We start from the raw sequence: 24,918 nt of genomic DNA on the forward strand, positions 1-24,918 counted from the left end.
ATCAGCTTTCCAAATCGAGGGGGCATTGCCGCCTGTTTGCTTGAACGAAGCTCAGGGGGCCTGTTTGTAGGAAGTCTACAAGAATGGGTCAATGTGGGCGCGTTGCATGGCGGTCGTGCGCGGGTCGCTGCGGTGGAGCGAGCCGGCCGACCGCCAGGGCGGTCTGCAGCACGTACGCCTCCCGTGGGATCAGCGGGTCCCAGCCGGTCACGTCACAGACCCTCTTGAGCCGGTACCGCACGGTGTTGGCGTGGACGAAGAGCTCGCGGGCCGTCGCCTCGAGGGAGTGCCCGAGCTCCAGGTAGCTGCTCAGAGTGTCCACCAGGCCGTTCGAAGCCGCCAGGAGAGGCCGGTAGATCCCCGCGACGAGCTGTCTGCGGGCGGTCTCATCGCCGGAGATGACACGTTCCGGCAGAAGGTCGCCCGCGGCGACAGGGCGGGGAGCCGCAGGCCAGGCGCGGGCAGCGGTCAGCCCGGCGAAGGCCGCCTGCGCGGACAGGCTGGCATCGGTGAGGGACGCGGCTTCGGGGCCGTGCACCACGGGACCGGGAGCGAACAGCTCGCTCAGTCTGGCGAGGGAGGTCTCACGGTCATGCAGGCCGCCGAGCACGAGGATGAGCCGGTCGCCCTGGATGCCCACGAGCGCGTCGTCGGCGTACCGTCCGGCCGTGCGCCGCAGTTCGCTGACGTAGCTGGCGCTCGGTTCGAGGGGTGTCTTGCCGACGACCACCGTGAAGCGCTCCTGGGCCTTCCAGCCGAGGGCCGCGATCCGGGACCGGAGGGCGTCCGTGTTCTCGCCGCGCAGGATCGCGTCCACGATGAGCGCTTCGAGGCGGGTGTCCCATGAACCGCGGGATTCGGCGGCACGGGCGTAGACATCGGCCGCGGCGAAGGCCACCTCCCGGGAGTACCGGAGCACCGCCTCGCGGAGTTCGGGCTGAGCCTTCTCCGGTGCGAGCACGGGGACCTGTTCCTCGACCACCTCGACCACGATCCGGATGAGCTGGAGCGCCTTCTGCAGGCTGATGGCGCGGGTCATCTCGCTCGGCGCCGTGCCGAAGACGTCGGACAAGATCCAGGCGGGGGAGCTGGGCCGTTCGTACCAGGTGACGAACGCCGCGATGCCGTTCTGCGCCACTAGGCCGAGCGTGGACCGCTCATCGGCGCTGAGCCGGGCGTACCAGGGGAGCGAGGCTTCGAGCTGCCGCGTGGTCCGGGTCGAGAGCTGCCCGACGTTGGCGCGCAGCTTCTTCAGGGTCTCCGCCTTGTCCGCGGAGGCGGCCGGGGTGGGCGAGGGCTTTCCTTCGGACTGCGTCATGCTAAGAAGCTTAGTGCCAGGTGCTTTGTGTGAAGGCTACAACTGGGCCGCGGCCCACCTGGGGTGATGACCGCGGTGAGGATCGCGGTGACGACGACGGCGTGCCCCGCCCGCCGTCGTCGCGCGCGGCTGACGCTGTGCGCAGGGACGGCTGAGGCCCGCATCCGGTGCGGATGCGGGCCTCAGCGTTCAGTCACGTCGGGGGACGGAGATCAGGCGTCGCCGCCCGCGCCGCCCGTGGTTCCGGCGTTCACGTTGTTCAGGTCGTACTTCTCGATCGCCTGGCGCGGCGCGGTCGCGTCGACCTTGCCCTCGGCGGCCAGCTGCTGGAGAACGGCGACCACGATCGAGTGGGTGTCGTTCTTGAAGAAGCGGCGGGCTGCCTGGCGGGTGTCGGAGAAGCCGAAGCCGTCCGCGCCCAGGGCGGTGAAGCGGTTGGGGAGGTACTGGCGGATCTGGTCCGGCACGGCACGCATGTAGTCCGAGACGGCGACCACCGGGTGGGGGTTGTCCGCCATCTTCTGCGTGATGTACGGAGTCTGAAGGTCCTCCGGGTTGAGCAGGTTGTGCTCGTCCACGGCCACACCGTCGCGGCGCAGCTCGTTGAAGGACGTGACGCTCCAGACGTCGGCCGCGACGCCCCAGTCGTCGGCGAGGACCTGCTGGGCATCCAGGGCCCACGGCACGGAGACACCGGCGGCGAACACGTTGGCGCGAGGGCCGTCGACGCTCGGGGAGCTGATGTGGTGGATGCCACGGGTGATGCCCTCGACGTCCACGTTCTCCGGCTGCGCCGGCTGGTGGATCGGCTCGTTGTACACCGTGAGGTAGTACATGATGTTCCGGTCGTCGGAGTCCGGGCCGTACATGCGTTCGAGGCCGTCCCGCATGATGTGGGCGATCTCGTAGCCGAAGGCCGGGTCGTAGCTGCGGATGGCCGGGTTGGTGCCGGCCAGGATCGGCGAGTGGCCGTCCGCGTGCTGAAGGCCTTCACCCGTCAAGGTGGTGCGGCCGGCGGTGGCGCCAATGATGAAGCCACGGGTCATCTGGTCCGCGGCGGCCCAGAAGGAGTCGCCGGTGCGCTGGAAACCGAACATCGAGTAGAACACGTAGATCGGGATGAGCGGGACCCCGTGGGTCGCGTAGGACGTGCCGGCGGCGGTGAACGCGGCGACGGCGCCGGCCTCGTTGATGCCCGGGTGGATCAGCTGACCGGTCGCGGCTTCCTTGTACGCCAGGACGAGCTCGCGGTCCACGGACAGGTAGTTCTGGCCGTTCGGGTTGTAGATCTTGGCGGTCGGGAAGAACGCGTCCATGCCGAAGGTGCGGGACTCGTCCGGCACGATCAGGGCGACGTGCTTGCCGAAGTCCTTGTCGCGGAGGAGGTCCTTCAGGAGACGGACGAAGGCCATCGTGGTGGCGGCCTTCTGCTTGCCCGAACCCTTGTAGGCGACCTCGTAGGCCTTGTCACCCGGCAGCACGAGTTCGTCGTGCTTGGCACGGCGCTCGGGAACCGAACCGCCGAGGGCCGCGCGGCGCTCCATCATGTACTTGATCTCCGGTGCGTCGGTGCCCGGGTGGTAGTACGGCGGGTTGTAGAGGTCCTTCTCGAGCTCTTCATCCGTGACCGGGATGCGGAGGTGATCGCGGAAGGCCTTCAGGTCCTCCATGGTCAGCTTCTTCATCTGGTGGGTCGCGTTGCGGCCTTCGAAGTGGGTGCCGAGGCCGTAGCCCTTGACCGTGTGAGCCAGGATGACCGTGGGCTTGCCCTTGAACTCCATCGCTGCCTTGTAGGCCGCGTAGACCTTGCGGTAGTCGTGGCCGCCGCGCTTGAGGTTCCAGATCTGGTCGTCGGTGAGGTCCGCGACGAGTTCCTTGGTCTGCGGGGTGCGGCCGAAGAAGTGCTCACGCACGAAGGCGCCGTTCTCGGCCTTGTAGGTCTGGTAGTCGCCGTCGACCGTGGTGTTCATGATGTCGACGAGCGAGCCGTCCTGGTCCTTGGCGAGCAGGTCGTCCCACTCGCGGCCCCAGACGACCTTGATGACGTTCCAGCCGGCGCCGCGGAAGAAGGCCTCGAGTTCCTGCATGATTTTGCCGTTGCCGCGGACGGGTCCGTCGAGGCGCTGGAGGTTGCAGTTGATCACGAAGGTCAGGTTGTCCAGGCCTTCGTTGGCCGCGAGCTGCAGCAGGCCGCGGCTCTCCGGCTCGTCCATCTCGCCGTCACCCAGGAAGGCCCAGACGTGCTGGTCGCTCGTGTCCTTGAGGCCGCGGTTGTGCAGGTAGCGGTTGGATTGTGCCTGGTAGATGGCGTTCATGGGGCCGATGCCCATGGACACGGTCGGGAACTCCCAGAACTCCGGCATGAGGCGCGGGTGCGGGTAGGAGGACAGGCCGTGCGGAGCCTTGGACTTCTCCTGGCGGAAGGCGTTGAGGTCTTCCTCGCTCAGGCGGCCTTCCATGAAGGCGCGGGCGTACATGCCGGGGGAGGCGTGGCCCTGGAAGAAGACCTGGTCGCCGCCACCGGGGTGATCCTTGCCACGGAAGAAGTGGTTGAAGCCGACTTCGTAGAGGGTCGCGGCACCTGCGTAGGTGGAGATGTGGCCGCCGACGCCGATCCGCGGGTCCTGTGCGCGGTGCACCATGATCGCGGCGTTCCACCGCATGTAGGCGCGGTAGCGGCGCTCGAGCTCCTCGTTGCCCGGGAAGGCAGGCTCCTGGTCCACCGGGATGGTGTTCACGTAGTCGGTGGTGGTGACCATGGGGACGCCCACGGACTGTGCGCCGGCACGCTGGAGCAGGGAACGCATGATGAAGCGTGCGCGCTCCGTGCCTTGCTCCTTGACCAACGCGTCGAATGATTCAACCCATTCGCTGGTCTCCTCGGGATCCACATCGGGGACACCGGCGGTCAGACCGCTCAGGATCGAAGGGGTGATTTCTTCAGCAGCCACGTCAAACCTCTCTTTGATGCAACTGCGGCGCCTCGCTGATCCAGGGGCTACCGCGCGCGGCAAATCGCTTCCGGGCGCCGGTCAGGTGATTCCGGCACTCTCAACTGGTCACTCGTCCTGCACGGCCGGGGTTCCGGACATGACTCACTCGTGTTCATGGATCACTCTAGCCCTCACATCGAGGCCTTCGCATTTGGGGACCCGTGCATTGCGCGCGGCCCGCGGGTCTCGGAAGGACGACTGACGACAATTCGGTGTCAACCGCTGCGAAAGCGCCTCTCATGCATCACAATGGGAAGTGACGCGGGCCGGAATGGAGTTACCGGCCTACTACGAGGAGGAACGAGTGAGCGAGGCCGACGCCGTCGCGGACGTCACCACTGCCAGCCGTCTGGGTTTCAAAGACGGCGACCTGATCCAGGAGTTCGGATACGACGAGGATGTCGACTTCGACTTCCGCGCGGACATCGAGGACATCACCGGTTCGGAGCTGCTGGACGAGGAAGAACAGGAAGTAGTCGACGCCGTCATCCTGTGGTGGCGCAACGAGGATGGCGACCTGGTAGACGCCCTCGTGGACGTGCTTCCCGCACTGGAAGGCGACGGTGTGGTCTGGATCCTGACCCCCAAGTCCGGCCGGGACGGGTACGTTCCTCCCGCGGATATCCAGCAGGCCGCCCCCACCGCAGGTCTGCACAGCACATCGACTTTGTCCGCTGCGAAGGACTGGTCCGGGACCCGACTGGTGTTCCGGAAGAAGAAGTGATGTCTCAACAAGTGGCGAACCCTCTGGGGCTGGTTTCCCCGGCCGTGGGGGAGGAGGCACCCGACTTCACCCTGGTGAACCAGTTCGGTGAAGAGGTGACGCTCAGTGCGCTGCGCGGCCGCCCCGCCGTCGTCGTGTTCTTCCCGTTCGCGTTCTCCGGCATCTGCACGGGTGAGCTGTGTGAGATCCGGGACAACATCTCCCTGTTCGCCGGGCTCGACGCCCGCGTGCTGGCCGTGTCCGTGGACAGCAAGTTCGCGCTGCGGGCCTGGGCCGATCAGCAGGGTTACGACTTCGATCTCCTGGCCGACTTCTGGCCGCATGGCGCAGCCGCCCGGGCGTACGGGGTGTTCGACGAGGAATCCGGCATGGCCGTGCGCGGCACGTTCATCCTGGACGCCGACGGAGTGGTCCGCTACGGCGTGGTCAACCCGCGCGGCCAGGCACGCGATTTCGAGGCGTACCGGCAGGCCCTCGCGGAACTCGCGGAATGACCGAAATCACCACGGACGAGGCGCTCGAGGAGGCCCTGGGCCTTCTCCGCTCCCGTGCCGTGGTGGTGCTGACGGGGGCCGGGATCAGCACGGATTCCGGGATCCCCGCGTATCGGGGCCCGGGTTCGCGTCCCTCCAATCCGATCACGCTCCAGGAGTACATGGGCTCCGCTGCGGCCCGGCAACGGTACTGGGCCCGGAATCATCTGGGCTGGCGACGCGTGAAGTGGGCCGAGCCCAACGACGGTCACCTCGCGCTGGCCGAGCTCGAACGCGGCGGGGCCATCCAGGCCGTCATCACGCAGAACGTGGACCGGCTCCATGAGGACGCCGGCAGCGAGAACGTGGTGGATCTGCATGGCCGGGTCGACCAGATCATCTGCACCGAGTGTGGCGATCTGCTGCGGCGCCGGACGCTCGAGGAGATGCTGACCGCGCTCAATCCCGGGTTCATCGAGCGGGCCGAGGAACTCGGTGTCGTGGAGGCGCCCGATGCCGACGCCCGGATCGATGACGCCCTGGCCCGTGAGTTCGTGGTCGCTCCGTGCCCGCGCTGCGGGGGAGTGCTGAAGCCCGACTTCGTGTTCTTCGGCGAGAACGTCCCGAAGCCGCGTCTCGCCCGAGCCCTGAAGCTCGTGGAGGAAGCCGACGTGCTGCTCGTGGCCGGGACCTCGCTCACGGTCATGAGCGGGCTGCGTTTCGTCCGGCAGGCCGACAAGACGGGCACCCCGGTGGTGCTGGTCAATCAAGGCCCGACCAGGGGCGATGAGCTGGCCACCGTGCGGCTGCACAGGGGCACCTCGGAGACCTTGCGGGCGTTCGCCCGTGCCATGCTTCCGCCGCCGGCGCCCCGGGCGCGCTGACCCGCGCACCACGACGGCGGTCGGCCTCCTCTGGGGTGCCGCGGCAGGGTTGCCGGCGGCGTCGCCGTTTGCCCGCTGAACTGGGCATCCGCTAAGGTTGATACCTGTTGACCGCAGCGCGGACGACAGAGAAGGGCCTTTAGCTCAGCTGGTAGAGCGCCACGTTTACACCGTGGATGTCATCGGTTCGATCCCGGTAGGGCCCACCAAATCGGTCTTAGGGGACGCGCCAATAGCCCTCGACATCGGCTCCCCTCCACCGTCGCCCGCCGAGATCATTCGCATAAGCACCGGAGGGCTATGCGCTGATCCGCTAGGCGAGTAGCCTCGAAGCCGACGAGGCGAACATGGTAGGCCAGAGGAGACCAGTTCAAGCAGTTGACGCAGGACGAGGTTCAAGGTGAGCTCACAGCGGTTACTGGTCGAAGTAGCGACGATCAACGAGGATCGGAAGCTATTGCAGTTTAGAATCTGAGCCATGCTCTACGACGTGTTCATTAGCCATGCCAGCGAAGACAAGGAGTCGTTCGTCCGTCCTCTCGCAGAACGACTGCGCAATGCCCACATTGAAGTCTGGTATGACGAATTCAGTCTACGAGTGGGCAATAGCTTACGCCGTTCCATCGACCGCGGGCTTGCCCAGTCGCGGTTCGGAATCGTGGTTTTGAGCCCGCACTTCTTCGAGAAGCAATGGTCGCAGTGGGAACTCGACGGTTTGGTTTCGCGCCAGCTGGGCGGTTCAGACGATGTCATCCTTCCTATCTGGCTCGACCTAACGCGAGAGCAAGTCCTGGCGTACTCGCCGCCGCTAGCGGACAGATTGGCTCTAAGTGCTGACTCCGATTTGAACGATATTGTGGCCCGTCTAGTCGACGTGATCCGACCAAAAGGTTCAACGCTCGTCGTTGCGAGGGACTTTCTGATTGAAAAGGGCTTTGTGCCACCAGTAGTTACAGATGACTGGTGGCTTGACGTCGCAGCAACAGCCGAATCCAACGATATGGAGGGCACCTGGCAGGAAGCAATGGGATGGGGTCGCTGGGGCTTCCCCCTTCCAGACTTTACGAGCGAGCCGACCGAACGTGGCGTCCGACTCGGATGGGCAGCGTTGCAAATGCAATGGCTGTTGGCGGCCGAGGAAAGACCGATTACGCAGATCACGCCGCCGAGTGAGGTTCTGGAATTTATCGAAACACACATTGGCCTCGGCGATATGTGCGCGGATCACATCGACTATCTCATAACCTATGCTCCTCAGCTTACAATCACCGGCTTTGGCGGCCGTTTTGAGTCAGCTATCGAAGCCGCCTATCAGCGTTCTATCGCATGGAGTGAGCAACAAGTTGCCAAAGGTTCATCATTCGGCACCGCAATCACCAGCGACGGTCGAGTCCCAAGATGTTCTGAGGGCTTTGCACTACACGACCCAAATTTTGGCGGCTATGAGCCTATCCATGTCGCATGCGCTTTCGTTCAGGGACATGCAGTTGCCAACGGACCGCCCGTTAAGTTCTACGACTATATCGACTATCTCGCGTGGCTCCTTTCCTCGAACAGTGAATGGTTGGGACCTCAAGTCCGGGCAATCCTAACTGAAGGAATGGCATCCTGGGGAGTCTGGATTCAGGATATGACTTATCGCGATGCGGATGAAGAGAATCATGAAATTGATCGTGAGATCGCGGGTAAGTTTGGCGAGCTTGTGAGCGAAGCGGAGTCGCTCGACGAATTCCAAGTCACAAATGAGGCTCGTCGTGATCTGGTGCAGCGCTTGGGACTTAGCGTGAGACGTCTATCGCTGGCGGAGAGTGCTGATGAGCTGGCGTCGAGAGTGATAGCGCCGAAGTTTCTTCACCACTTGTTTGCACACCGCGAGAAGCGAAGAGCGCGGAAGATGAAGAGGAAGTGAGCGGCCTCCATGGTGTAAGACCCGGAATCGGGGTGACCCCTCCCGAGAGTATGGGGAGTCCGGCGCCGGGAGGTTTGAGTGATCGTGACACCTGAATCGCCTGAATTCACCTGAGATGGCACGGCCCTAAGTGGACGGTCCAATAATCTCGATGGGCTACTCGCCTACAGGGACTGGCACCACCTCGTGGGAGTAGAAGAGGCTCAGGTAGTCATCGTCACTTCGTCCTTCATCAACACGCTCGCCGTCCAGCAAACTGAGGCTCTCAGTCTTGACGCGAGTCCTTGCCAGGCCGCCATTGCAGCCAGCTGGATAGACTGCAAGAACTTCGCCGACCCCAAACTCGTTGAAGCGCCGTAGCATGGGATGATTACGCTACTTCCAGCATAAAGTTCACGTCCGAGTTTGCCACAGAGTGCGGCGAGTTCATTTAGAATGACATTCGCCATCATTCGGAAGCTCTTGCTCAATTGACGAAGTTTTCGCACACTATTATCGAAAAGGGGAAGCTTTAATGCTCGACAAGCCTTTGGCGCACGAATATCTTGGTCCACAATTTCGGCGAGCCCTATTTGTTCAGGACTACATCTCAAATCGACTGAAGCCGACGAGCGAGTCCGATCTGAGTGCGATGGATTCCATGTGCGAGCCCTTGGAGTACTCAAATTATGTATCGACCCTCCTGAGATTCTCAGCTTCGACCCTCAATGACGTGCCGAGACTCCTCGGCTTTAGCGATGATCATCCGGAATATCTAACGGAACTGAATCTCAGTTCCTTTTCTGTATTTCGTCAGTCTTTGGAATGCTCCGCACTAGCCGTATGGTTAATGCTTCCGCTCAATAAGAAGGCTCGCATCCGGAGATACATCCAGGCGGGTCGCGACGAAAACCGACGAAGAGTGGATTTCGCAAGAAGCATGGGTGTTGATGTCAGAGACGAAGTTGATCAGAAGGAAGTCACCCTTCGTGCGATCGAGAGAAAATTCTCACTTGAGAGTCTCGGAAAGAATCAGAAACTTCCCCAGATAAGTCAAATATTCCGAAGCCTGACGTTTCTCGATCACGATTCCACATGGCTAAAGTCGTGGAATCTCTGTAGTGGAATGATTCACGGCTCTCAGTGGGCGCTAATTGAAGTCGTTCGCAATGACGAGGTGATGGATGGCCTATTTCACACGTATCTCAACTATCCTGCAGTTTGGAAGATTCTAGAGACAACAGTCAGTTTGCTTGATTTGGCCTCCACCAAATACTGCCACCTTGCCGGAACGCTCGATTTCGCTCTTTCCGACAATGATGGAGCATCCATGCTCATATCCGACCGGGCATCAACCAGCTTCTGAGCACCACACTTGTTCTCGGGCGAGCGAACCGGTATGAGAAAGCAGTGAATCTTTGAGGCTTTCTTCTACGGAAACCTAGTGTTGACGCTCAGTCATGTGGCATCCGCGACGGTTCCACATCTTCGCCGTCAAGCCATGCTCTGAGCCGTCGCGCTTCGGACTCCCTAACGCGCATGAGGCCACCGGGCGAACGCTCCATCTTGATCTCACCACGCTTGATCCAGAACCGGAACGTCGATTCAGGAATCTTCGCAAGCTTGGCTGCTTCTGCAACGGTTAGCGGCTTATCTGCCATCTTCCCTCCATCGGTAGACGAATTCGCGCTCTATTTTATTCCCAGGGAACTCTCAGGCTATTGGGGTTGACGGGCATGCCCGAAGATTCGCTAATCTCGAACTAACGAAAGCAGTCCCGGTGGTCGTCCGGAGAAACACGACCTTCCCCTCGGTGGTAAGAGCCCGAGATCGGCAGCAATTTCTAGCAGAGCTCTGCATGGGGCGATGCTCCTGGCGGGTATCAGACGACCGTCAGCTTATGGATCGGCAACCTTGGTTCGCCTTTCCGGCTCTAGTCATCAATGACTGGAGCATCTCTGTGCCCGCTCTCGCTCGGGACTTCCTGATTCCTCTGTGGAAGGCGTTCGAACCGCTCATCCCGGAACGCATCGACACACATCCCTATGGCGGCCACCGCCCTCGGATCAGTGATCGAACCATCTTTGAGTGCTTGGTTTCGATCGTTGTCGAGGGACGTTCATTTGAGAGAGCCAGCACCCTCGAGGTTTCAGCCACGACCCTGAGGCGTCGGCGAGACGAATGGATTGAGGCCGGTATCTTTGGCCGTCTCCTTGAGATCGTCCAAGCGGGCTACGACCGAATGATCGGGTTCGACTTTGAGGATGTAGCGGTGGACGGGTGCATCACGAAAGCTCCTGGCGGTGGCGAAGTCGCGGGCAGGTCGCCCGTGGACAGGGCGAAACTCGGCATCATGCGCTCGTTGATGGTCGACGGTAATGGCGCACCGCTCGTCACTGTTATTGCTCCGGCAAATACCAACGATTCGCGGCTCCTGACGCCGACGTTCGAAGGACTTCGTCCGTTCACGTTCGAGCTACCAGACCAGATGACCGTCCACCTCGATGCCGGGTATGACTCGCGGAAGACGCGTGCGTTCCTGGACGAACTTGGCTGTGACTACATGATCAGCAAGAAGGGCGTGAAGCTTCAAGTCGACTCTCGATGGAAGGTTGAGAGGGCTCACAGTTGGTTCAACTCGTTTAAGGTTCTGGCGGTTTGCCATGAACGGCGCCGAGCGGTGATTGACGCATGGGTCCAGTTCGCCACGACGATCATCCTAATCAAGAAGCTCGTCAAAGAGGGATGGGCGCGATATCGCTGGGAAGGGCGACCCAAGCGGTGGAAGTCGAAGTGGGGACGGAGCCTCGCGCGACGAATAAAACGGAAGACCGGCAACTGACGATCGCTCTAAGAATTCAACCCGATCCAATGCCAAGAAGTTCTTCCATGCTCTGGCAAGATAGGCCTGTCGCATCCTTCTGCGGCACTCGTCGCAGGTGCGGCGTAAGCGAGAAGGAGGTGATGAATGTGGGGAAGAAGTCCCCTGAATATGGAAGAGCCGAGAGGCTTCGCCAGTGGCTGGATACCGTTGCGAAGCTTCTCTCGGCTCTCAATCCCGTACTGCTTGACCTGATCAAGCGGATCGGAGGGTAGTCGCTATCCGAAACGAGTGGGCCAGTTCTCTTTTGCGGGGAGGGCTGGCCCACTCTGCTCTATCGATCTCTCTATGAATAGCTTACTACAAGACTACAGAATGTAATCTGAATGCTCACGCGATAGCCATTCTGCTTCCCACTCGACTCGTCCGACTCGCTACAGCATCCCAATCGCTTCGATGACTTGCGGGTAGTCCAAAAACAGGTAGCGAGTCCAGAGCCCAGACTTGGCCCATTCCTTGTGCCGTTCGACCAGCACCCCCTCAGTGCATCGACCACGTGCAGCTTCAGCATGTGTCGCGCCGGTGGCTACGACGGACATGATGAGCGGGAAGACCTCTTCGTCGGGGATCGACAAGTGTGAACGGTCGCCCAGCTCTTCTCGCACCACCTCGAGGAAGCGTGCGATTGCAGCGGTCCGGTGCAGGTCTTTCGACTCAAAACGATTACTCATCACTGGCCTCCCTCTGGAGTGCTTCGCGGCTGGTACGACGGCAGAGGCAGCGCCTTCGCCCTTATGAAGTAGGTGACCGGCTTCTGCCAAGCGAACACGACGCCCGCGATTCCTAGGAGGACACCGAAGAAGACCCCTGCCCCCATGAACAGGCCCGGAAGTGAGAGTGCCGCGAGAACCGTAGCGACGACTCGGGGCGCGGCCTTGCCCTTCAGCGCGAAGAAGCCCAGGAGCACGTAGCAGGCGCACATGAGGAGCGCTACGACGATCAATCCGAAGCTCATCCCGGTCGCGATCCCCTGGAACGGCGCGAGACCCTTCGCCATGAACTCGCCGCTGCGGATTTCCTGGCTGTCGCTGAACTGCCCGACTCCGTTTAGAGCGTCAGTAGCCCGGTTCACCGCATTCGCTGCCGCAATGAGCATGGAGATTGCCGTGATCACGGCCCATACTCCCGCGGCGGCCCACAGAGTGGAAGCGGCACGGAGGGGCTTCGGCGCGGCTCTCCAGGCCGCCTTGATCGGCTCAAGACGTGACGGCATGGGAGGGCCCCTTTCGCACTAGGCAGTTCATGATCATGTACCGATAGTACACAATCGTGGACTGACTTCGAGGGGGAAGTCCCGTGGGCTGGATAGATGGCCTTTCACGATCCCGACCTCACGCAGCTTCGCCACATCTTCAATGCACGTAGAGAAGCGGCCGGTTTGACGTACGACCAGCTGGCGGAGGCGTCCAATCTGGGGCGTCAGACCTTGCTGAACATCGCGGCAGGACGGCACAAGGGGGACCTCATGACCTGGCTGAAGCTCTCGAAGGCGTTCGGCGTCGGCATGGACGAGCTGCTCGCGCCGGTGTGGACTGGTGATGGTCGGGCCGATCCCAAAGGTTGAGGTTCGCTGGAAAGCTAGGCCTCGCCGTTCTTGATGGCGAGAATCCTGGCAACCACCTTGCTGGATGCCGCCGTTGACTCCACGGTTGACTCCACGGTGATCGCATCCGGATTAACACGGCGACCGTCGAGAGCCATGGAAGCTGCTACCTGGGCCGCGAGGACTCTGGCGGGGAACACTGTGGCAGACGGGAAGTACTCAGGCGCCGCGCGGCTGATCAGACCCTTCTCGTACTTCATCCTCTTCACGGCCTCAGTGTAGATGGAGGGGTGGGATTGAAGGGTCGATCGGGGTTCGACACTCGTTAGGGCCTAGGGGGCTTGGCGTCTCACTCAGAAGATCGGCGGCGCTCTGCTGTCACGGGCCTTGAAATGTCAGAGCCTATTGGTATTTTCGGAAGGCAGAGCACGAACGCTCTGGCATCCGAGATTGGGGACATTGTGACGACCTTGCAAAACTTTGCCGGTGCTCCAGGCGGGCTTCGACAGCTCAAGCTGATGAAGCTCCTTGCTGAACAACCAGGCGACGGCCAGGATGTCCCAGTGGAAGATGTCGAGGAAGATTTCTTCGCCGACGGCGGGACCCGTGAATCCCTCAACTCCGACCTGGCCCAGATGCGTCAGTTGAAGTGGATTGACTATTGGGAAACCCTTGCGGGCATTGGAGGCGTTCAGGTTCGCCAGGAAGGGCGAGACATCGCGGCGAACTTCTCCGATCTTCAACGTGACCTTGTCTCTAGGAACAGGTCGCTTCGAGATAGCCTCCTCAGGTGGGTTTATGCGGCGGAACACGCCCTGGGGAGCAGTCCGAGACTGTCAAGCTTCCTGCCCGAGTCAGGGGCAAACCATTTCGGCTCGCCCTATTCCGACGAAGAGGTGGACCGAGCCAGCCTTTGGCTCCGCGAGGAGGATTACATCAAGGGTCCCGCGGCCATGGGGACAGGAGTGCTCCGTCCCTCTATCACTCCGCGTGGGACGGCCGTAGTAGAGCAAAATCGATCAGTTAACGACCCAGGGGTGGGAATGAGCGTGACAAACAACAACGTGCACATCAGTGGCTCGAACAACGTCAACGTTGCGGCCGGAAGCAAGAACGTTGAACAGTCGGTTTCTGTCACCCAGAAGCAGGTGCAGGAAGCTCGCAATCTGGTTGATGCTTTCCGTCAGATGGCACCTCTCCTTCAGATGTCAGAGGACGATAAAGCCAGCGCTGAAGGAGCGGTCGGAGAAATTGAAGCTGCCGCTCATGAGGGAGCCTCCGCCGGAGTGCTCAAGTCGGCCGTGACCTCGTTCATCGGAGCGCTGGGATCTGCGGCCGGAACTGGGGCGGGACAGGCGCTACTCGCGCTCGCCCAGGCCGCACTCCTCGGGATGTAGCTCGCCAGACGAGGACGCGCCGATGCTACGAAGGACTATTGGCGCGTCCTCTTAGTCACACCACGACCACTTGTGGTTTTTGTTGAACCGCTTCTGCTCGCGCCTCCAGCAATCTGCCGGGGGCGCTTGCTTTTGCGCACAGCGTTCGTTGGGGCCGATGAACGATTGATCGCTCGGGGTGGGACTCGCTGTGCGGTGAGTCGCCAGCTAAGCCACTCCTGGATATCGCTATGTGGCAGACTCGCCCCATGGCATCATGGCGGGATTCTGCATCACCGGTAGCCCAGGACGATCTAGACGAACTGCTCAATGCAGTTCTACCTTTCGCGATCGAGACGCTCGGGCGTAGAGGGGAGTTGTATCCGTTTGGCGCAACTATCACTAGGGGTGGGCGGGCGTCCTTGATCGCGGCGGACCCGGGCCTGGGCGACCACCCCAATTCGAACGATGTGCTGGCGCTTCTGCGTGAAGGCGTAGCCTCGGACAAGGAAGCCCTACGAGCAGCCGCGTATGTCGCCGATGTGCGGTTTGACGGTGGCGATGCCATTCGAATCGAGTTGGAACATTCCGAGAGGGTGGCGATAGTCGTCCTCGTGCCCTATAGCAGGAGTCGACTTCGCAAAAGCGTCAAGCTGGGTGAGATGCGGGTTCAGCTAGGAGAATTGCATGCCTGGGATGGACGACTCTCCTAGGGCGTGTTGCTAAAGCTCGGCTGTCGTGACCTCGTCGTCGAGCCGTGTCGCTAGACTGGTCCTGTGAAGATCGAGATGGTGCTGGACGCGAAGCGCGGCACGAACTGGAAGGGCTCCCCGACCGTTTCTTGATCCGCCTGTTCTCCTTCGCCCGATTCAGGGAAAGGAGGTGGATGCGTGGACGATCAGTTTCTCGCGGTCGGTGACGTAGCGGCCGCTACCGTCACGAAGTCGCTGCCGTTCGGCGTTCTCGTGGAGTGCGATCTGATCGTCGCGCTCGGGGATCGTCGCTGCGAACCCGCGTTCCCGCAGGCATGCCCGATTCGCCTTCGACGGGTACCCCTGTTGTGGGGGTTTTACTCTCATAGCGGGTGGACATCGGTACTTCTTTTGGGCGCATGGGCCACTTCTGTGAGATGTACCGATGACTGCAGGGACCTGCTATCGGTGGTCTATGCCCAGTGGATCTGTCCGTTCTTGATCCAGTAGTGGCACCGCTCGCCCTCGTGTCGATTGCGATCAATCGAGGGAAACACTGACGGACCATGGCGGTCATCGATGCTTATCCGCCACGCTGGGTTGGCACGCTTGGAAAGTGGTACCAGTACGGTGTGGCCCTTCCCGCAAGGGCAGTCGATCAGTAACCATTTCGGGAAATCCGGCGAGCCGGCAACTGCGAGCTCGTTGGCACGGGGGATCTCGGGCAGGTCGTGCCGCTCCGGGTAGTAGATAACCCGATCAACTCTGCCGGTGAAGATGTGATGGCGGCGGAGCCACCGCCGGATGACGTTGTGGCTCATTGAGTCCATCCCCAATTCAGGAAGGCCCCGTGGAGGCCGGCGGCGATCCGGTCTGCCTTGCCGCAGCTATGTGTTCCTTGGCGCGGCCGATGCGCGGTGCTGAGTCGCCGGTTGATCATGCCGTAGAGGATTCTGTTGGCTGGCTCTGCCTCGGAATACCCGAGGACCCGTGAGATTCCCTCGTTCACTGCGAAGGCCGCTGTTGCAGAAGTGTAGGTGACTACCGAAGGATCTGGTGTCTTCAACTCTGGTGCATAGCCTTCGGCAACTCTCCGAGCGTGCTCGGCGGCGGGCAGCTGCTCGGCACTTGCCTTGTCCGGATCAATCTCACCAAGGCAAACAAGGCAGGGCGATGTTGGTGAGACGATCGACACCCGCCCCCAGATTTCATGGACAGCCTCATTGCGGGAATCGATCGTGACTCCACAATCGATCAGGAGCTGGAGCATGGCCTGTGGCATGCGTGTGAGGAGGGTCCGGCCGGCATGGTCGTCGGTGCAGCCAAATAGAATGTCAGAGTGAGCCAGCGCCAGGGCAACTTGCTTGTCGAGTAGGCTGCCGTGAACTGGAATGACCGTCGTCCCGAGACCAATTGCCTTCACATGCTCAGCCGCAATGTCCACCTTCGGCCTGTCAACGTCGGACAGGGAAGATCCGTAGACACGGGTGACGTTCGTTTCTGTCAGCGTGTCGAGGTCGACAATGGTTAGCTCGCCGACACCAAGCCGAGCGAGTTGTTCTATCACGGCCGAGCCTGTGCCGCCAGCCCCGACCACTCCTACTTTCAGTTGCCGCAACGTGTGTTGCCCGGCCTCGCCAAACGCTCGGACCTGGCGGTCGAAGATCTCGGTTTGTACGTCATCGTCGTCACTGGACCAAGCCGACGTGATCGAGAGACGCTCGCCGACAACCCGGACCCTGTCGACTTCAAGATGCTGGACGGAACCGCTGAGATAAACGCGCCCGCTAAATGCGGGGGAGCTTGCCTTGCCACCGAGAACGAGCGATGCGTAGTGACCAAGCTCGGTTCGTACCCCGGCAACTGACCGAAGCTGCTTGTCCACGACATCGTCATGGCTGGAGGGTTTAGGCTCTCCGCCGGGATGGGTGTGAACGAAGATCGGTAGGCAATCGCTGTCGCTTGCTGCTCGAAATGCGGGCACCCAGCCAGCGCTTGCGATGGAGAGGCCATCATGAGATCGCAGGAGGTACGTCTCGTCAGGAACGGTAAGCACCGACCGGACTAGCAACGTCGTGTGCCTAGAAGCGTCGGTTCTGACGAGCCTGGCAGTCAGTACCCAGGCTCGCTCGAGGTTCTCATCAAGGGCGCTGGTGAGTTCGCGCCAGGCAGCTTCTGTGAAGGCAACTGTTGTCGTGCCCATGGTTAGAGTCCGACGTCCTTCCTGAGGAGCTGAGCGATTGCTGCCATCCACGTTTCGAGAGAATCAATTCCGGGTCGCCAAGTACCAGGGGCGAGATGGCGACTGAAGCGTTGCCAGATTCGACCAAGGTATTGTTCTGGAACTTCGGAGGCGGGCGCATAGGCGCCGGTCGCAGCCAATCGAATTTCTGGGTTCACCCAAAACATGTCCGGCGCCGCGTCGGGGAATCCTGGCGGCAGCCGAACGAGTAGATCTGTCGCTTGAGCTGTGAATCCTTGGGGGAGTGGGTAGTCCTTGATGACGAGCTCTGTCCAACCACTTCCATCGACTGTGACCTCATGTTTGAGGCCCTTCGCATCGAGCTTCGCAAGGTCGTCATCGTCCAGCATTGTGTCGCCTATCGTCCCGGCGTGATGTTGCCAGGGGCACTGAAGAAGTGCATGCCCGGCTTCAGGGTGATGGACTCATCGTTGCCGACGAGGTGATCGTCCTTGCCTGGTACTTCCAAATACAGGTCATAGGTCGACGCCAGGGGCGGAGCGACCAAGTTTCGGATCTCAGTCCCAGTCAAGGAGTTGGCTGACACCTTGTAGACGTGCTTGTCGATGTGGATCGTATTTTCCTTGGGTCCCTGTTTCGCAGTTTCCACGATATTCCTCCATAAGGTTTAGTTATTATCTATTATGACATAAATTGGATGCGGAACCTTCGTCAATTTCCATCTCGACCTAGCCTGAATCGAGCCTAGCGCGACCCACTGACAATTTTTCTGGAGGTTGGCTGCACAAGGGGGCTCAATGTCAGCGGATCTAACGGCAAAGGAGGAGCGCGATGCCACGACTAACCGACAAAACATATTTAGAGCAACGAACCCTGCTGCACCGTTGCTGGGCGGACCGGAGCGCCCACGGCTTCAGTTACCTCACCTACAAAGGTCAGATGGTCCTGCATCACTTTTACGCTCCGAGCAAGCTGCTCAGCCGCGAAGGGGCGTTGGCGCACAGGCAAGAGGTCTCGCGACACGACTACTCTCTCCCCCAGCGGGCCGGTCGTGCCTTCAAGCGCATCCTGCCATTCCTACCTGAGCCCTGGCCTGTCACCGATACGCCTGTACCTGTGCGTAGTCGGCGACATAGGGGAGCGGACCGCATCGTCGTCACAGCCATCGCTCGCCCTGAGCCTGATCTGCGTAAGTTGGTAACCGCGGCCGTCGAGCTGGCCAGCCAGGATATCGAGCGGGACCTTGTCAAGCTGGAGCAGACCCTTCAGGAGGCCTAGCAGGAGCTGGCCCGGCTGATGCGAGAAGCCGAAGACCGCGAGCGGCCAGCTGATGAACGAGGCCGTGCCGCGTAACTGACGCTCCGCCGAAGATGATGACCTAGCCCTTCACCTTCCCTCGGGGACGCATCCTCACGCCGCGCTTCACGAGACCGATCCGGAGCGTTGTCTCTGGCATGCCCACCGTGGCCGAGATGCTCTTCAGTGTCTGGCCGGCCTCGTACATTGTGACGGCTTGAGCGAACTCGGCTTCTTTGGGATGCGGCTGCCGATCCTGGGTCGCGTCATATTTGGCCACGATGGTGCGGACTCGTCCGCGGCTGATGCCGAATCGCCGGCCGAGCTCGCTGATGGTCGCGCCATGGTCGTACGCATCCACCAGCTGCCGTTCCTGAGCAGTGGACAGTCGCCAGGTCCGGGAAGGCGGCTTCAACGTGGACTCCTCGGGTGTAACCCTGGCCAACGCTCGGTTCAGGTCCTGTAGTTCCGTCAGGGTTTTCTCGGGGTAGACAGGGTGGGAAGGGCGGCCGACCAGGCCCACCACCGAAAGCCCCGGTTCCGCAGGAATATCATACTGCGGAACCGGGGCTTCTTCTGTGGGCAATGGTTCATCCGAATTCCTCTGCCAAGCGACCGCACCGTTGTCCTCGGGTGCTTTCCTCGATAGTCTCCAGAGACAGACGGTCGAAAATCGTGAGCAGTGGGGAGCACTCAGATGAACTTGTGGGGGACGGCCATCGTGACGGTGCTGGGCGCCGGAGTGGGCTACTACGTGAACGGACCGACGTCGGCGGCGATCGGGGCGATCACCGCCGCGATCCTGGCGGAGTCGTCCCGCCGGAAGCGCATTGAGCGGGAAGCGGCCCGCGACCGCGGCTGAAAACGCCCCGCACCACACCTACTCCCGCAGCCGTGCCACCTCATTGACCCACGCCCGGTGTGCGAAATCACCGGCCGCGAACGGGAGCGGGATCCCCAAGGATTCGTGGGTCTGCGAGACGAACCGTAGCGCCATCACCGGGACGCCCGACGCCGAGAGTGCCCGGGCGTACGCCTCACCGTCGCCGCGCAGTGGGTCCAGTTCTGCGGTGAAGATCACGGCGGGTGGGAGGCCCTCGTGCGACTCCGCGAGGAGAGGTGACGCATACGGTTCCCGAGCGAGCGCCCGGTCCGGCCCGAGGTACTGAGCCACGAGTGCGCGGCCCGCCTTCTCCAGGATGACGTGCGGCATGCTGGGGCCGATGCCACTCATGTCCGCGTGGCCGATCGTGAGGTCGAGCGCCGGGTTCTCCAGAATCTGAAGCCGCACCGGGATCTGCTTCCGGTCGCGATTCATGAGCGTCACCGTCGCTGCGAGGTTGCCGCCCGACGAGGCGCCACCGACGGCCATCCGGTCCCGCGACCCTCCCAGCTCCTCGGCGTGCTCGACGGCCCACTCGAACGCCGCCCAGCACTGCTCCGGCTGGACCGGGAACCGGTGCTCCGGGGCGTGCGCGTAGTCCGGCGCCACGATGATGACGCCGGCGTCCTGCGCCCGCCGTCGCAGTCGAGCGTCCCAGGCCTGCCAGTCGATCCCGCCCAGGGTGAAGCCGCCGCCGTAGCAGTACACGAGCACCGGGAGTCCCGCCCCGGGGGACGCCGGCTCCCCGCCCGGCCAGTACACCCGCACCCGCACGTCAGGCGCCTGACGTGCCGGGACCAGGTGATCCGCCGTCGCGGTTTCAGGAGGCTGCTCGGCGAACTGGGCCTGGATCCGGTCGTCATTCTCCTGGGCCACGCGGCGACGCCCGGCAGGATCGGACGGTTCCGGCTTCTTGAAAGGAGCCGCAGCCTGCTCAAAGGCGGTGACGGCGGGGTCGACGGCGGGACGCCGCCAGCGTCCTCGTCTCCACCTCATCCGAGGCGGCCTTTCCCGTTGACGCAGGTCATCAGCGCACACTCCTGATTCTGAGGACGGACAGACCGGCCAGCACGGCCATGGCGAAGGCGGCCACATAGAGGGCTGCGAAGTTCTCCCCGGTGGGCGAGCCGATCCGGGTGAGGAGGAAGCCGAGCACCGGGACGAAGATGTTCGGCAGCAGATACGCCAGCGCCACGATTCCCAGGTCCTTGCCGGCCTCTTCCACCGAGGGGAGGCATTCGGTCATCAGGGCCACGTCGGCCGAGATGTAGGCGCCCTGCCCCGCGCCAATCAGGGCGATCCCGACCAGGAAGATGGGCAGCCCCGGCGTCGCGACTGCCACGATGAGACCGATGGCACTGAGCATCGCGCCGAACAGCACGCTCGGCTTGCGCCGCCTGGTCCGGTCCGAGATGACGCCGAAGATGAAGGCGAACAGCAGATTGCAGACGGTGAAGACCAGCGTGGCCTGGGTCTGCACTCCGGCGATCACCGAGGGATCGTCGAGGTCGAACCGCCCGGAGATCGTCAGGTAGAGGTAGCTCGTCACCGTGACGATCGACGCGGTCATGAGGAAACGGCAGATCCAGGCCCAGGCGAAGTCAGGGTGGCGCCGCGGACTGAGCCAGAAGGTGCTGATGAACGCTTCCAGATTGAAAGGCGGGGGAGCGTCTGTCCGACGGAGATCCCGCAGGGTGAAGAACAACGTCAGAGACAGCACCACCGCCACGGCGCCCGGGATGAGGAACATGGCGGCCTGGCCCAGGGAGGCGAGCTGCCCGGTCATCATCGTGCCCACCAGGATGCCGACCGTGCCGGCCGCCCCGGTGACCGCCGACATGATGGCGCGGATCCGGCGTCGGATCTGATCCGCGAAGAGGCTGTGCTGCGCCATGGCGACGGCGCCCCAGCCCACATAGTTCAGCACGATGCCGATCCAGAGCCACGCGGGCGACGGCGCCCAGGCGAGCGCGAGGTAGCCGGCGAGGGCGATCAGCGATCCGGTCAGGATCCACGGCCGCCGCAGCCCCAGGCGGGATCGCGAGCGGTCGCTCAGCCGCCCGAAGACCGGGGTCACCACAAGCGTGGCGAAGCCGCCCACCGTCAGCAGGACACTGAGGTTCGCCGAGGCGCTCGCAGCGTCCCACTGTTTCAGCAGCTGAGGCACCGCGACGCCGGCCACCCCCTGCGCGACGCCGGTGGCGCCCCAAGCGAGGGCGAAGCTCACCCAGAACCAGGGAGTCTGCCGTTCCCCGGGCACCGTTTCGGCGTCGGCCAGGTGCAGGACGGGTTCCGGAACGGCCGGCGATGGGTCAAGCGCGGCGGGGGTTCTCTTCTGGACCGACATGTAACTCCTCATCGAGTTGGTGCACGGATGTCGTACCCGAGGTTGGTGGACACGAGTGTATGCGCGTACATTCGTGGAAACAAGGGCTGGAGTGGCGCTTCTTCCGATACCGTTGGGGGCGGCGGCCCCGGCCCATTCCGGGGCGGCCGACGCCGGACGGGCGTCGGAGGACAGGGAGTGAGGGATGACCGTGACGAAGGCGCGTCCATCGGTGTACGACGTCGCAGCGGCGGCCGGTGTGTCCACGGCGTCAATCTCGAGGTACTTCCGCACTCCGGAAAAGCTCAGCGAGACGCTCCGGGACCGCATCCAGAGCGCCGTCCAGGAACTCGGCTATCTGCCCAGCGGTTTGGCCCGCGGCCTCGCCGAACGGAGCACCGGTACCCTCGGCTTCTATTCGTTCAGCGGGCACGAACCCGACGAATGGGACCGCAGCCCGGTGCCGAGCGCCGAGGGGGAGGTGCCCCGCGTCGAGTACCGCGGCGGCTGGCCCCGGCTGTTCCCGCTCTACGCCGACGAGGTGCTGCGGGGCATCGAACTCGAGTGCACCCTGCGCCGGCTCCCACTCCTGGTCGGATGGCAGGACGCCGACGGCCGAGGCGTGGCGCTCGATGACATCGCACGCCGCAGCGACGGTCTCGTGGTGCTGCCCGCCACGATCGAGGAGGCGCAACTGAGGCTCCTGGCGCAGCGGCTCCCGATGGTTCTCGTCTCACAGCTCGTGCCGGAGGGCATGACCGCCTCCTCCGTCAGGGTCGACGACTTCAGCGGCATGCGGGCGCTCACTGCGCATCTGGCCGATGACCACGGCGCCCGCCGTTTCGCGTTCGCCGGTTCCGCCACGGGAGCCGAGCACGCCGCTCGTCATGCGGGTTTCAGCGCTGCGCTGCAGGACCGAGGCCTGGAGGTTCCGGCCGAGCCGCTCGTGGACGCCGGGTCCCGCTCCGCCACGTACGCCGCCATGACCACTCTGCTGACGTCGGTCCCCTCGTTCTCGGACTCGCTCCCGGACGCGATCGTCTGCTCCAGTGATCAGACGGCCCTGGGGGTGCAGGCCGCGCTCGTGGAGCACGGGATCGCGGTCCCCGGGGACGTCGCCGTCACCGGCTTCGACGGCATCGACGCGGCCCGGCTGGCGGATCCGCCGCTCACGACGGTCCGCCAGCCGATGGACGAGCTCGGGCGCGCCGCCGTCGAGCTTCTCACCGAGGCTCTGGAGGCGCCGGGGGACACGCGGCACGTCGTCCTGCCGGTGGCGATGCTCCTGGGCCGCAGCTGCGGCTGTCCCTGAGAGGCTGGCCTTACACCTGGTAGCCGGCGAGGCCCCGGCCCACGAGCGTCGGTTCCCGCCAGGTGAACGAGAAGTGCCCGGTCGCGGGGGAGAGACTGAGCAGCCCCACATGCGGGCCCTCGATCATCCGGAGTTCAGCTTCGAACGTGTCGGTCCCGTCCCAGCCGCCGCGCACGGCGAAACGGACCGGCGGATCACTCAGCAGCTCGCCTTGCGCCCAGTCATCGCCGCCGACCTGGAGACGATAGGCCGCGCCGTCGAGCGTCAAGGTCAGGGTGTCGCCGTCGAGCCGCACCTCCTCGAGCTCCGGCAGGTCCGTGCCGCCGAGCCCGCCGAAGCGCACCTCGGGGAGCCCCGGCTCCCCGGGCGCGCGGGTGAAAACGGTCCCGGCGACGCTGTGCGACGACGGCGGCGCCAGCCGTGCGCCTTCCGTGCCGGCCGATTGCGCGGCCAGGGCGGCCCACTCCGGCGCGCGCTCGGCGGCCTCCACCCAGCCGGCGGGGGCAGCATCGCCCCGGAGCGCCAGAACGAGTCCCGCCAGCATCCCCAGATTGGCTTTCGCCTGGGCTGCGGCGCGGAGCTCGGCGCCGGCCGTGGGCGCGGGAATAGTCGCTTCCAGAAGGCGGCGGGAGAGGGCCGCGCTGTCCACGGGATCGGCATCGACCGTCGGAGCACCTGATCCCCGGTCCGACAGCACGGGGAGCAGGTGCTCCCAGACGGCGTCGAGGAGGGTCTGGCCGAGCACGGTCGAGGCGGTCAGGGCGATCACCGAGTTCACTGCGGGCAGGACGATGCACAGCTGGCTGTACGCGCCGCCCGCGTGATAGCCGTGGTCGCCGATCCAGAACTGGTACCCGTAGCCGAGCGAGCTGTCCCGGTCCACCGGCTGGCCCGGTGGGAACCGGTGGTCCGCGTCATTGCTGATCCGCACCGAGGTGGCCTGATCGATCCACTCCGCCGGCACGAGCCGGCGGCCCTGCCAGACACCGCGCTGCAGGAGCAGTTGCCCGAACGCGGCGATCGATTCGGTGCGGAGATGGAGGCCCGTGAACCCGGGGTTGGACTCGCCGCCGGCCCACTTCGCCTCCGTGATTCCGAGGGGATCGAGGAGGCGGGGACGCAGGTACTCGAGGAGCGAGGTTCCGGCGGCGCGTTCGATGATCTTGGCGACCGCGAAGGTGGCGAGCTGGTCGTAGGTGAAGATCTCTCCCGGAGGCCGCTCCGGGTGGTACGCGGACAGCAGCTGGAGCAGGCCGTCGTCGGTGACCGGAAGCTCGACGCTCGGATCGAGGACCGGGTCGAGGAGATGTCCCACCGACATGCGGAGGGCGTCGGCGATCGTCGCTTCGCCGTACCCCGCGGCCTCCGGGAGGTGATCGGCCAGCCGGTCGTCCCGGTGCAGCAGGCCCTCGGACTCCGCGATGCCGGCTGCCACGGAGGTGAAGCTCTTGCTCAGCGAGTACAGCAGATGAGGCGTTGACGCGTCATAGGCATGCCACCAGGACTCGGCGATCACGGCGCCGTCGACCGCGATCATGAGGCTGTGCATTTCAATGCCGGCCTGTTCGACGGCGTCGAGGAAAGACCTGATTCCGACGGGATTCACGCCGAGCTGTTCGGGCGTCTGACGGGGCAACACTTCGTGGGTCACGAGGACCACCTTCCGCGAGGGGACTGTATGCGCATACACGGCGTCTGACGTCAGCCTATGCAAGTGTGAGTCCTCGGTCCACCCCTGACGTTCGAGATCGAACCCGGACCAATTCGGGGCCCCGGATCACGTCATGATCCGGGGCCTCGCGCCACTCATCAGAGTGATGCGGTGGTGCCGGAGGTCAGCCATCGGCGGCCCGCCCAGAGGATTGAGGATGTCAACGTGAGTGAGAGCTACCTGGCTTTCGGTGGGAAGTGCGCCTTCGCCCTGTCCCTCGGCGCAGGATCGACGGCCCCGGAGGGCAAACCCGAGTTCGCCCTGGAGCACGACGGGAAGACGTACCTCTTCTCCGGTGCTGTGCCGAAGGCGCTGTTCCGGTGGCTCCCGGGCAGTGCGACGCGGGCTCGCAGAAACTGGATGAAGGCACGGCGCGGCGCGAGGGCGCGGCACCGGGCCAGCAGCTCTGTGTAGC

Annotated in this window: 27 protein-coding genes and 1 tRNA gene; 14 read left to right on the forward strand and 14 right to left on the reverse strand. The window is 63.3% G+C overall.

What is annotated here, in order from left to right; all coding sequences use genetic code 11:
* Window positions 1–88: 88 nt before the first annotated feature.
* Both AB6732_RS04345 and aceE read right to left on the reverse strand, forming a co-directional pair.
* Window positions 89–1,318: a CdaR family transcriptional regulator gene (locus AB6732_RS04345; RefSeq protein ID WP_066210684.1), complete on the reverse strand. Its 1,230-nt coding sequence runs from the start codon at window positions 1,316–1,318 to the stop codon at window positions 89–91.
* A 212-nt stretch (window positions 1,319–1,530) separates the two neighbouring features.
* Entirely contained in the window at window positions 1,531–4,269 is a 2,739-nt protein-coding gene (gene aceE, locus AB6732_RS04350) for a pyruvate dehydrogenase (acetyl-transferring), homodimeric type (protein ID WP_370958595.1), read from the reverse strand.
* Between the two features lie 346 nt (window positions 4,270–4,615).
* Between aceE and AB6732_RS04355 the strand changes: the two genes are divergently transcribed.
* The 6 genes from AB6732_RS04355 to AB6732_RS04380 all read left to right on the forward strand — a co-directional run bounded on the left by AB6732_RS04355 (window position 4,616) and on the right by AB6732_RS04380 (window position 9,646).
* A complete protein-coding gene (locus AB6732_RS04355) occupies window positions 4,616–5,035 on the forward strand; it encodes a DUF3052 domain-containing protein (RefSeq protein ID WP_307497293.1) in 420 nt (139 codons plus the stop codon).
* On the forward strand, window positions 5,035–5,529 hold the full coding sequence (locus AB6732_RS04360; protein WP_278266650.1) for a peroxiredoxin: 495 nt from the start codon (window positions 5,035–5,037) through the stop codon (window positions 5,527–5,529). The genes AB6732_RS04355 and AB6732_RS04360 overlap by 1 nt, the downstream gene beginning before the upstream one ends.
* Window positions 5,526–6,392 carry an NAD-dependent protein deacetylase gene (locus AB6732_RS04365; RefSeq protein ID WP_370958598.1) on the forward strand — a complete coding sequence of 289 codons (867 nt, stop codon included), beginning with the start codon at window positions 5,526–5,528 and terminating at the stop codon, window positions 6,390–6,392. The genes AB6732_RS04360 and AB6732_RS04365 overlap by 4 nt, the downstream gene beginning before the upstream one ends.
* A 133-nt stretch (window positions 6,393–6,525) precedes the next feature.
* Window positions 6,526–6,601, forward strand: a tRNA-Val gene (locus tag AB6732_RS04370).
* Between the two features lie 269 nt (window positions 6,602–6,870).
* Window positions 6,871–8,301 (forward strand): toll/interleukin-1 receptor domain-containing protein, encoded by a 1,431-nt coding sequence (locus AB6732_RS04375; protein WP_370958600.1) that lies wholly within the window; start codon window positions 6,871–6,873, stop codon window positions 8,299–8,301.
* Between the two features lie 514 nt (window positions 8,302–8,815).
* Window positions 8,816–9,646 (forward strand): hypothetical protein, encoded by an 831-nt coding sequence (locus AB6732_RS04380; protein WP_370958602.1) that lies wholly within the window; start codon window positions 8,816–8,818, stop codon window positions 9,644–9,646.
* Between the two features lie 88 nt (window positions 9,647–9,734).
* Here AB6732_RS04380 and AB6732_RS04385 read toward each other — a convergent pair whose 3' ends face one another.
* Complete coding sequence (locus AB6732_RS04385) at window positions 9,735–9,941, reverse strand: excisionase family DNA-binding protein (protein WP_370958604.1); 207 nt, start codon at window positions 9,939–9,941, stop codon at window positions 9,735–9,737.
* A gap of 299 nt (window positions 9,942–10,240) precedes the next feature.
* Between AB6732_RS04385 and AB6732_RS04390 the strand changes: the two genes are divergently transcribed.
* Window positions 10,241–11,122, forward strand: coding sequence for an IS5 family transposase (locus AB6732_RS04390; RefSeq protein ID WP_370958606.1), 882 nt, complete (start codon window positions 10,241–10,243; stop codon window positions 11,120–11,122).
* A gap of 413 nt (window positions 11,123–11,535) precedes the next feature.
* On the opposite strand, the gene AB6732_RS04395 is transcribed toward AB6732_RS04390, so the two are convergent.
* Together AB6732_RS04395 and AB6732_RS04400 are read right to left on the reverse strand one after the other, a co-directional pair.
* On the reverse strand, window positions 11,536–11,832 hold the full coding sequence (locus AB6732_RS04395; RefSeq protein ID WP_370958608.1) for a hypothetical protein: 297 nt from the start codon (window positions 11,830–11,832) through the stop codon (window positions 11,536–11,538).
* Window positions 11,832–12,374, reverse strand: coding sequence for a hypothetical protein (locus AB6732_RS04400; RefSeq protein ID WP_370958610.1), 543 nt, complete (start codon window positions 12,372–12,374; stop codon window positions 11,832–11,834). The genes AB6732_RS04395 and AB6732_RS04400 overlap by 1 nt, the downstream gene beginning before the upstream one ends.
* Window positions 12,375–12,470: 96 nt before the next feature.
* Here AB6732_RS04400 and AB6732_RS04405 point away from each other — a divergent pair, with 96 nt between their 5' ends.
* Window positions 12,471–12,725, forward strand: a complete 255-nt coding sequence (locus AB6732_RS04405; RefSeq protein ID WP_370958612.1) for a helix-turn-helix transcriptional regulator — start codon at window positions 12,471–12,473, stop codon at window positions 12,723–12,725.
* A gap of 14 nt (window positions 12,726–12,739) precedes the next feature.
* Here AB6732_RS04405 and AB6732_RS04410 read toward each other — a convergent pair whose 3' ends face one another.
* Window positions 12,740–12,973, reverse strand: a complete 234-nt coding sequence (locus tag AB6732_RS04410) for a hypothetical protein (protein ID WP_370958614.1) — start codon at window positions 12,971–12,973, stop codon at window positions 12,740–12,742.
* A 192-nt stretch (window positions 12,974–13,165) separates the two neighbouring features.
* On the opposite strand from AB6732_RS04410, the gene AB6732_RS04415 reads away from it, so the two are divergent.
* Both AB6732_RS04415 and AB6732_RS04420 read left to right on the forward strand, forming a co-directional pair.
* Window positions 13,166–14,101 carry a hypothetical protein gene (locus AB6732_RS04415; RefSeq protein WP_370958616.1) on the forward strand — a complete coding sequence of 312 codons (936 nt, stop codon included), beginning with the start codon at window positions 13,166–13,168 and terminating at the stop codon, window positions 14,099–14,101.
* Between the two features lie 248 nt (window positions 14,102–14,349).
* Window positions 14,350–14,793 carry a hypothetical protein gene (locus AB6732_RS04420; protein ID WP_370958618.1) on the forward strand — a complete coding sequence of 148 codons (444 nt, stop codon included), beginning with the start codon at window positions 14,350–14,352 and terminating at the stop codon, window positions 14,791–14,793.
* Between the two features lie 452 nt (window positions 14,794–15,245).
* On the opposite strand, the gene AB6732_RS04425 is transcribed toward AB6732_RS04420, so the two are convergent.
* From AB6732_RS04425 to AB6732_RS04440, 4 genes are read right to left on the reverse strand one after another with little or no spacing between them, the layout of a single operon-like run.
* Complete coding sequence (locus AB6732_RS04425; protein ID WP_370958620.1) at window positions 15,246–15,593, reverse strand: DUF6527 family protein; 348 nt, start codon at window positions 15,591–15,593, stop codon at window positions 15,246–15,248.
* Window positions 15,590–16,975 (reverse strand): ThiF family adenylyltransferase, encoded by a 1,386-nt coding sequence (locus AB6732_RS04430; protein WP_370958622.1) that lies wholly within the window; start codon window positions 16,973–16,975, stop codon window positions 15,590–15,592. The genes AB6732_RS04425 and AB6732_RS04430 overlap by 4 nt, the downstream gene beginning before the upstream one ends.
* A gap of 2 nt (window positions 16,976–16,977) precedes the next feature.
* Window positions 16,978–17,364 (reverse strand): E2/UBC family protein, encoded by a 387-nt coding sequence (locus AB6732_RS04435; protein ID WP_370958624.1) that lies wholly within the window; start codon window positions 17,362–17,364, stop codon window positions 16,978–16,980.
* An 8-nt stretch (window positions 17,365–17,372) separates the two neighbouring features.
* On the reverse strand, window positions 17,373–17,624 hold the full coding sequence (locus AB6732_RS04440) for a multiubiquitin domain-containing protein (RefSeq protein WP_370958626.1): 252 nt from the start codon (window positions 17,622–17,624) through the stop codon (window positions 17,373–17,375).
* Between the two features lie 182 nt (window positions 17,625–17,806).
* Between AB6732_RS04440 and AB6732_RS04445 the strand changes: the two genes are divergently transcribed.
* Complete coding sequence (locus AB6732_RS04445; RefSeq protein WP_370958628.1) at window positions 17,807–18,253, forward strand: hypothetical protein; 447 nt, start codon at window positions 17,807–17,809, stop codon at window positions 18,251–18,253.
* Between the two features lie 100 nt (window positions 18,254–18,353).
* On the opposite strand, the gene AB6732_RS04450 is transcribed toward AB6732_RS04445, so the two are convergent.
* A complete protein-coding gene (locus AB6732_RS04450; protein ID WP_370958630.1) occupies window positions 18,354–18,857 on the reverse strand; it encodes a sigma factor-like helix-turn-helix DNA-binding protein in 504 nt (167 codons plus the stop codon).
* 111 nt (window positions 18,858–18,968) lie between these two features.
* Between AB6732_RS04450 and AB6732_RS04455 the strand changes: the two genes are divergently transcribed.
* Window positions 18,969–19,133, forward strand: coding sequence for a hypothetical protein (locus tag AB6732_RS04455; RefSeq protein ID WP_370958632.1), 165 nt, complete (start codon window positions 18,969–18,971; stop codon window positions 19,131–19,133).
* An 18-nt stretch (window positions 19,134–19,151) separates the two neighbouring features.
* On the opposite strand, the gene AB6732_RS04460 is transcribed toward AB6732_RS04455, so the two are convergent.
* On the reverse strand, window positions 19,152–20,150 hold the full coding sequence (locus tag AB6732_RS04460) for an alpha/beta hydrolase (protein ID WP_370958634.1): 999 nt from the start codon (window positions 20,148–20,150) through the stop codon (window positions 19,152–19,154).
* A gap of 31 nt (window positions 20,151–20,181) precedes the next feature.
* Window positions 20,182–21,501 (reverse strand): MFS transporter, encoded by a 1,320-nt coding sequence (locus AB6732_RS04465; RefSeq protein ID WP_370958636.1) that lies wholly within the window; start codon window positions 21,499–21,501, stop codon window positions 20,182–20,184.
* Between the two features lie 184 nt (window positions 21,502–21,685).
* On the opposite strand from AB6732_RS04465, the gene AB6732_RS04470 reads away from it, so the two are divergent.
* Window positions 21,686–22,792 (forward strand): LacI family DNA-binding transcriptional regulator, encoded by a 1,107-nt coding sequence (locus AB6732_RS04470; RefSeq protein ID WP_370958638.1) that lies wholly within the window; start codon window positions 21,686–21,688, stop codon window positions 22,790–22,792.
* Window positions 22,793–22,802: 10 nt separating this feature from the next.
* On the opposite strand, the gene AB6732_RS04475 is transcribed toward AB6732_RS04470, so the two are convergent.
* Window positions 22,803–24,443, reverse strand: a complete 1,641-nt coding sequence (locus AB6732_RS04475) for a serine hydrolase domain-containing protein (protein ID WP_370958640.1) — start codon at window positions 24,441–24,443, stop codon at window positions 22,803–22,805.
* 225 nt (window positions 24,444–24,668) lie between these two features.
* Here AB6732_RS04475 and AB6732_RS04480 point away from each other — a divergent pair, with 225 nt between their 5' ends.
* Entirely contained in the window at window positions 24,669–24,917 is a 249-nt protein-coding gene (locus tag AB6732_RS04480; RefSeq protein ID WP_370958642.1) for a hypothetical protein, read from the forward strand.
* Window position 24,918: the final 1 nt, after the last annotated feature.

The sequence above is a fragment of the Arthrobacter sp. RCC_34 genome, from assembly GCF_041360795.1.
Lineage (GTDB): Bacteria > Actinomycetota > Actinomycetes > Actinomycetales > Micrococcaceae > Arthrobacter_E.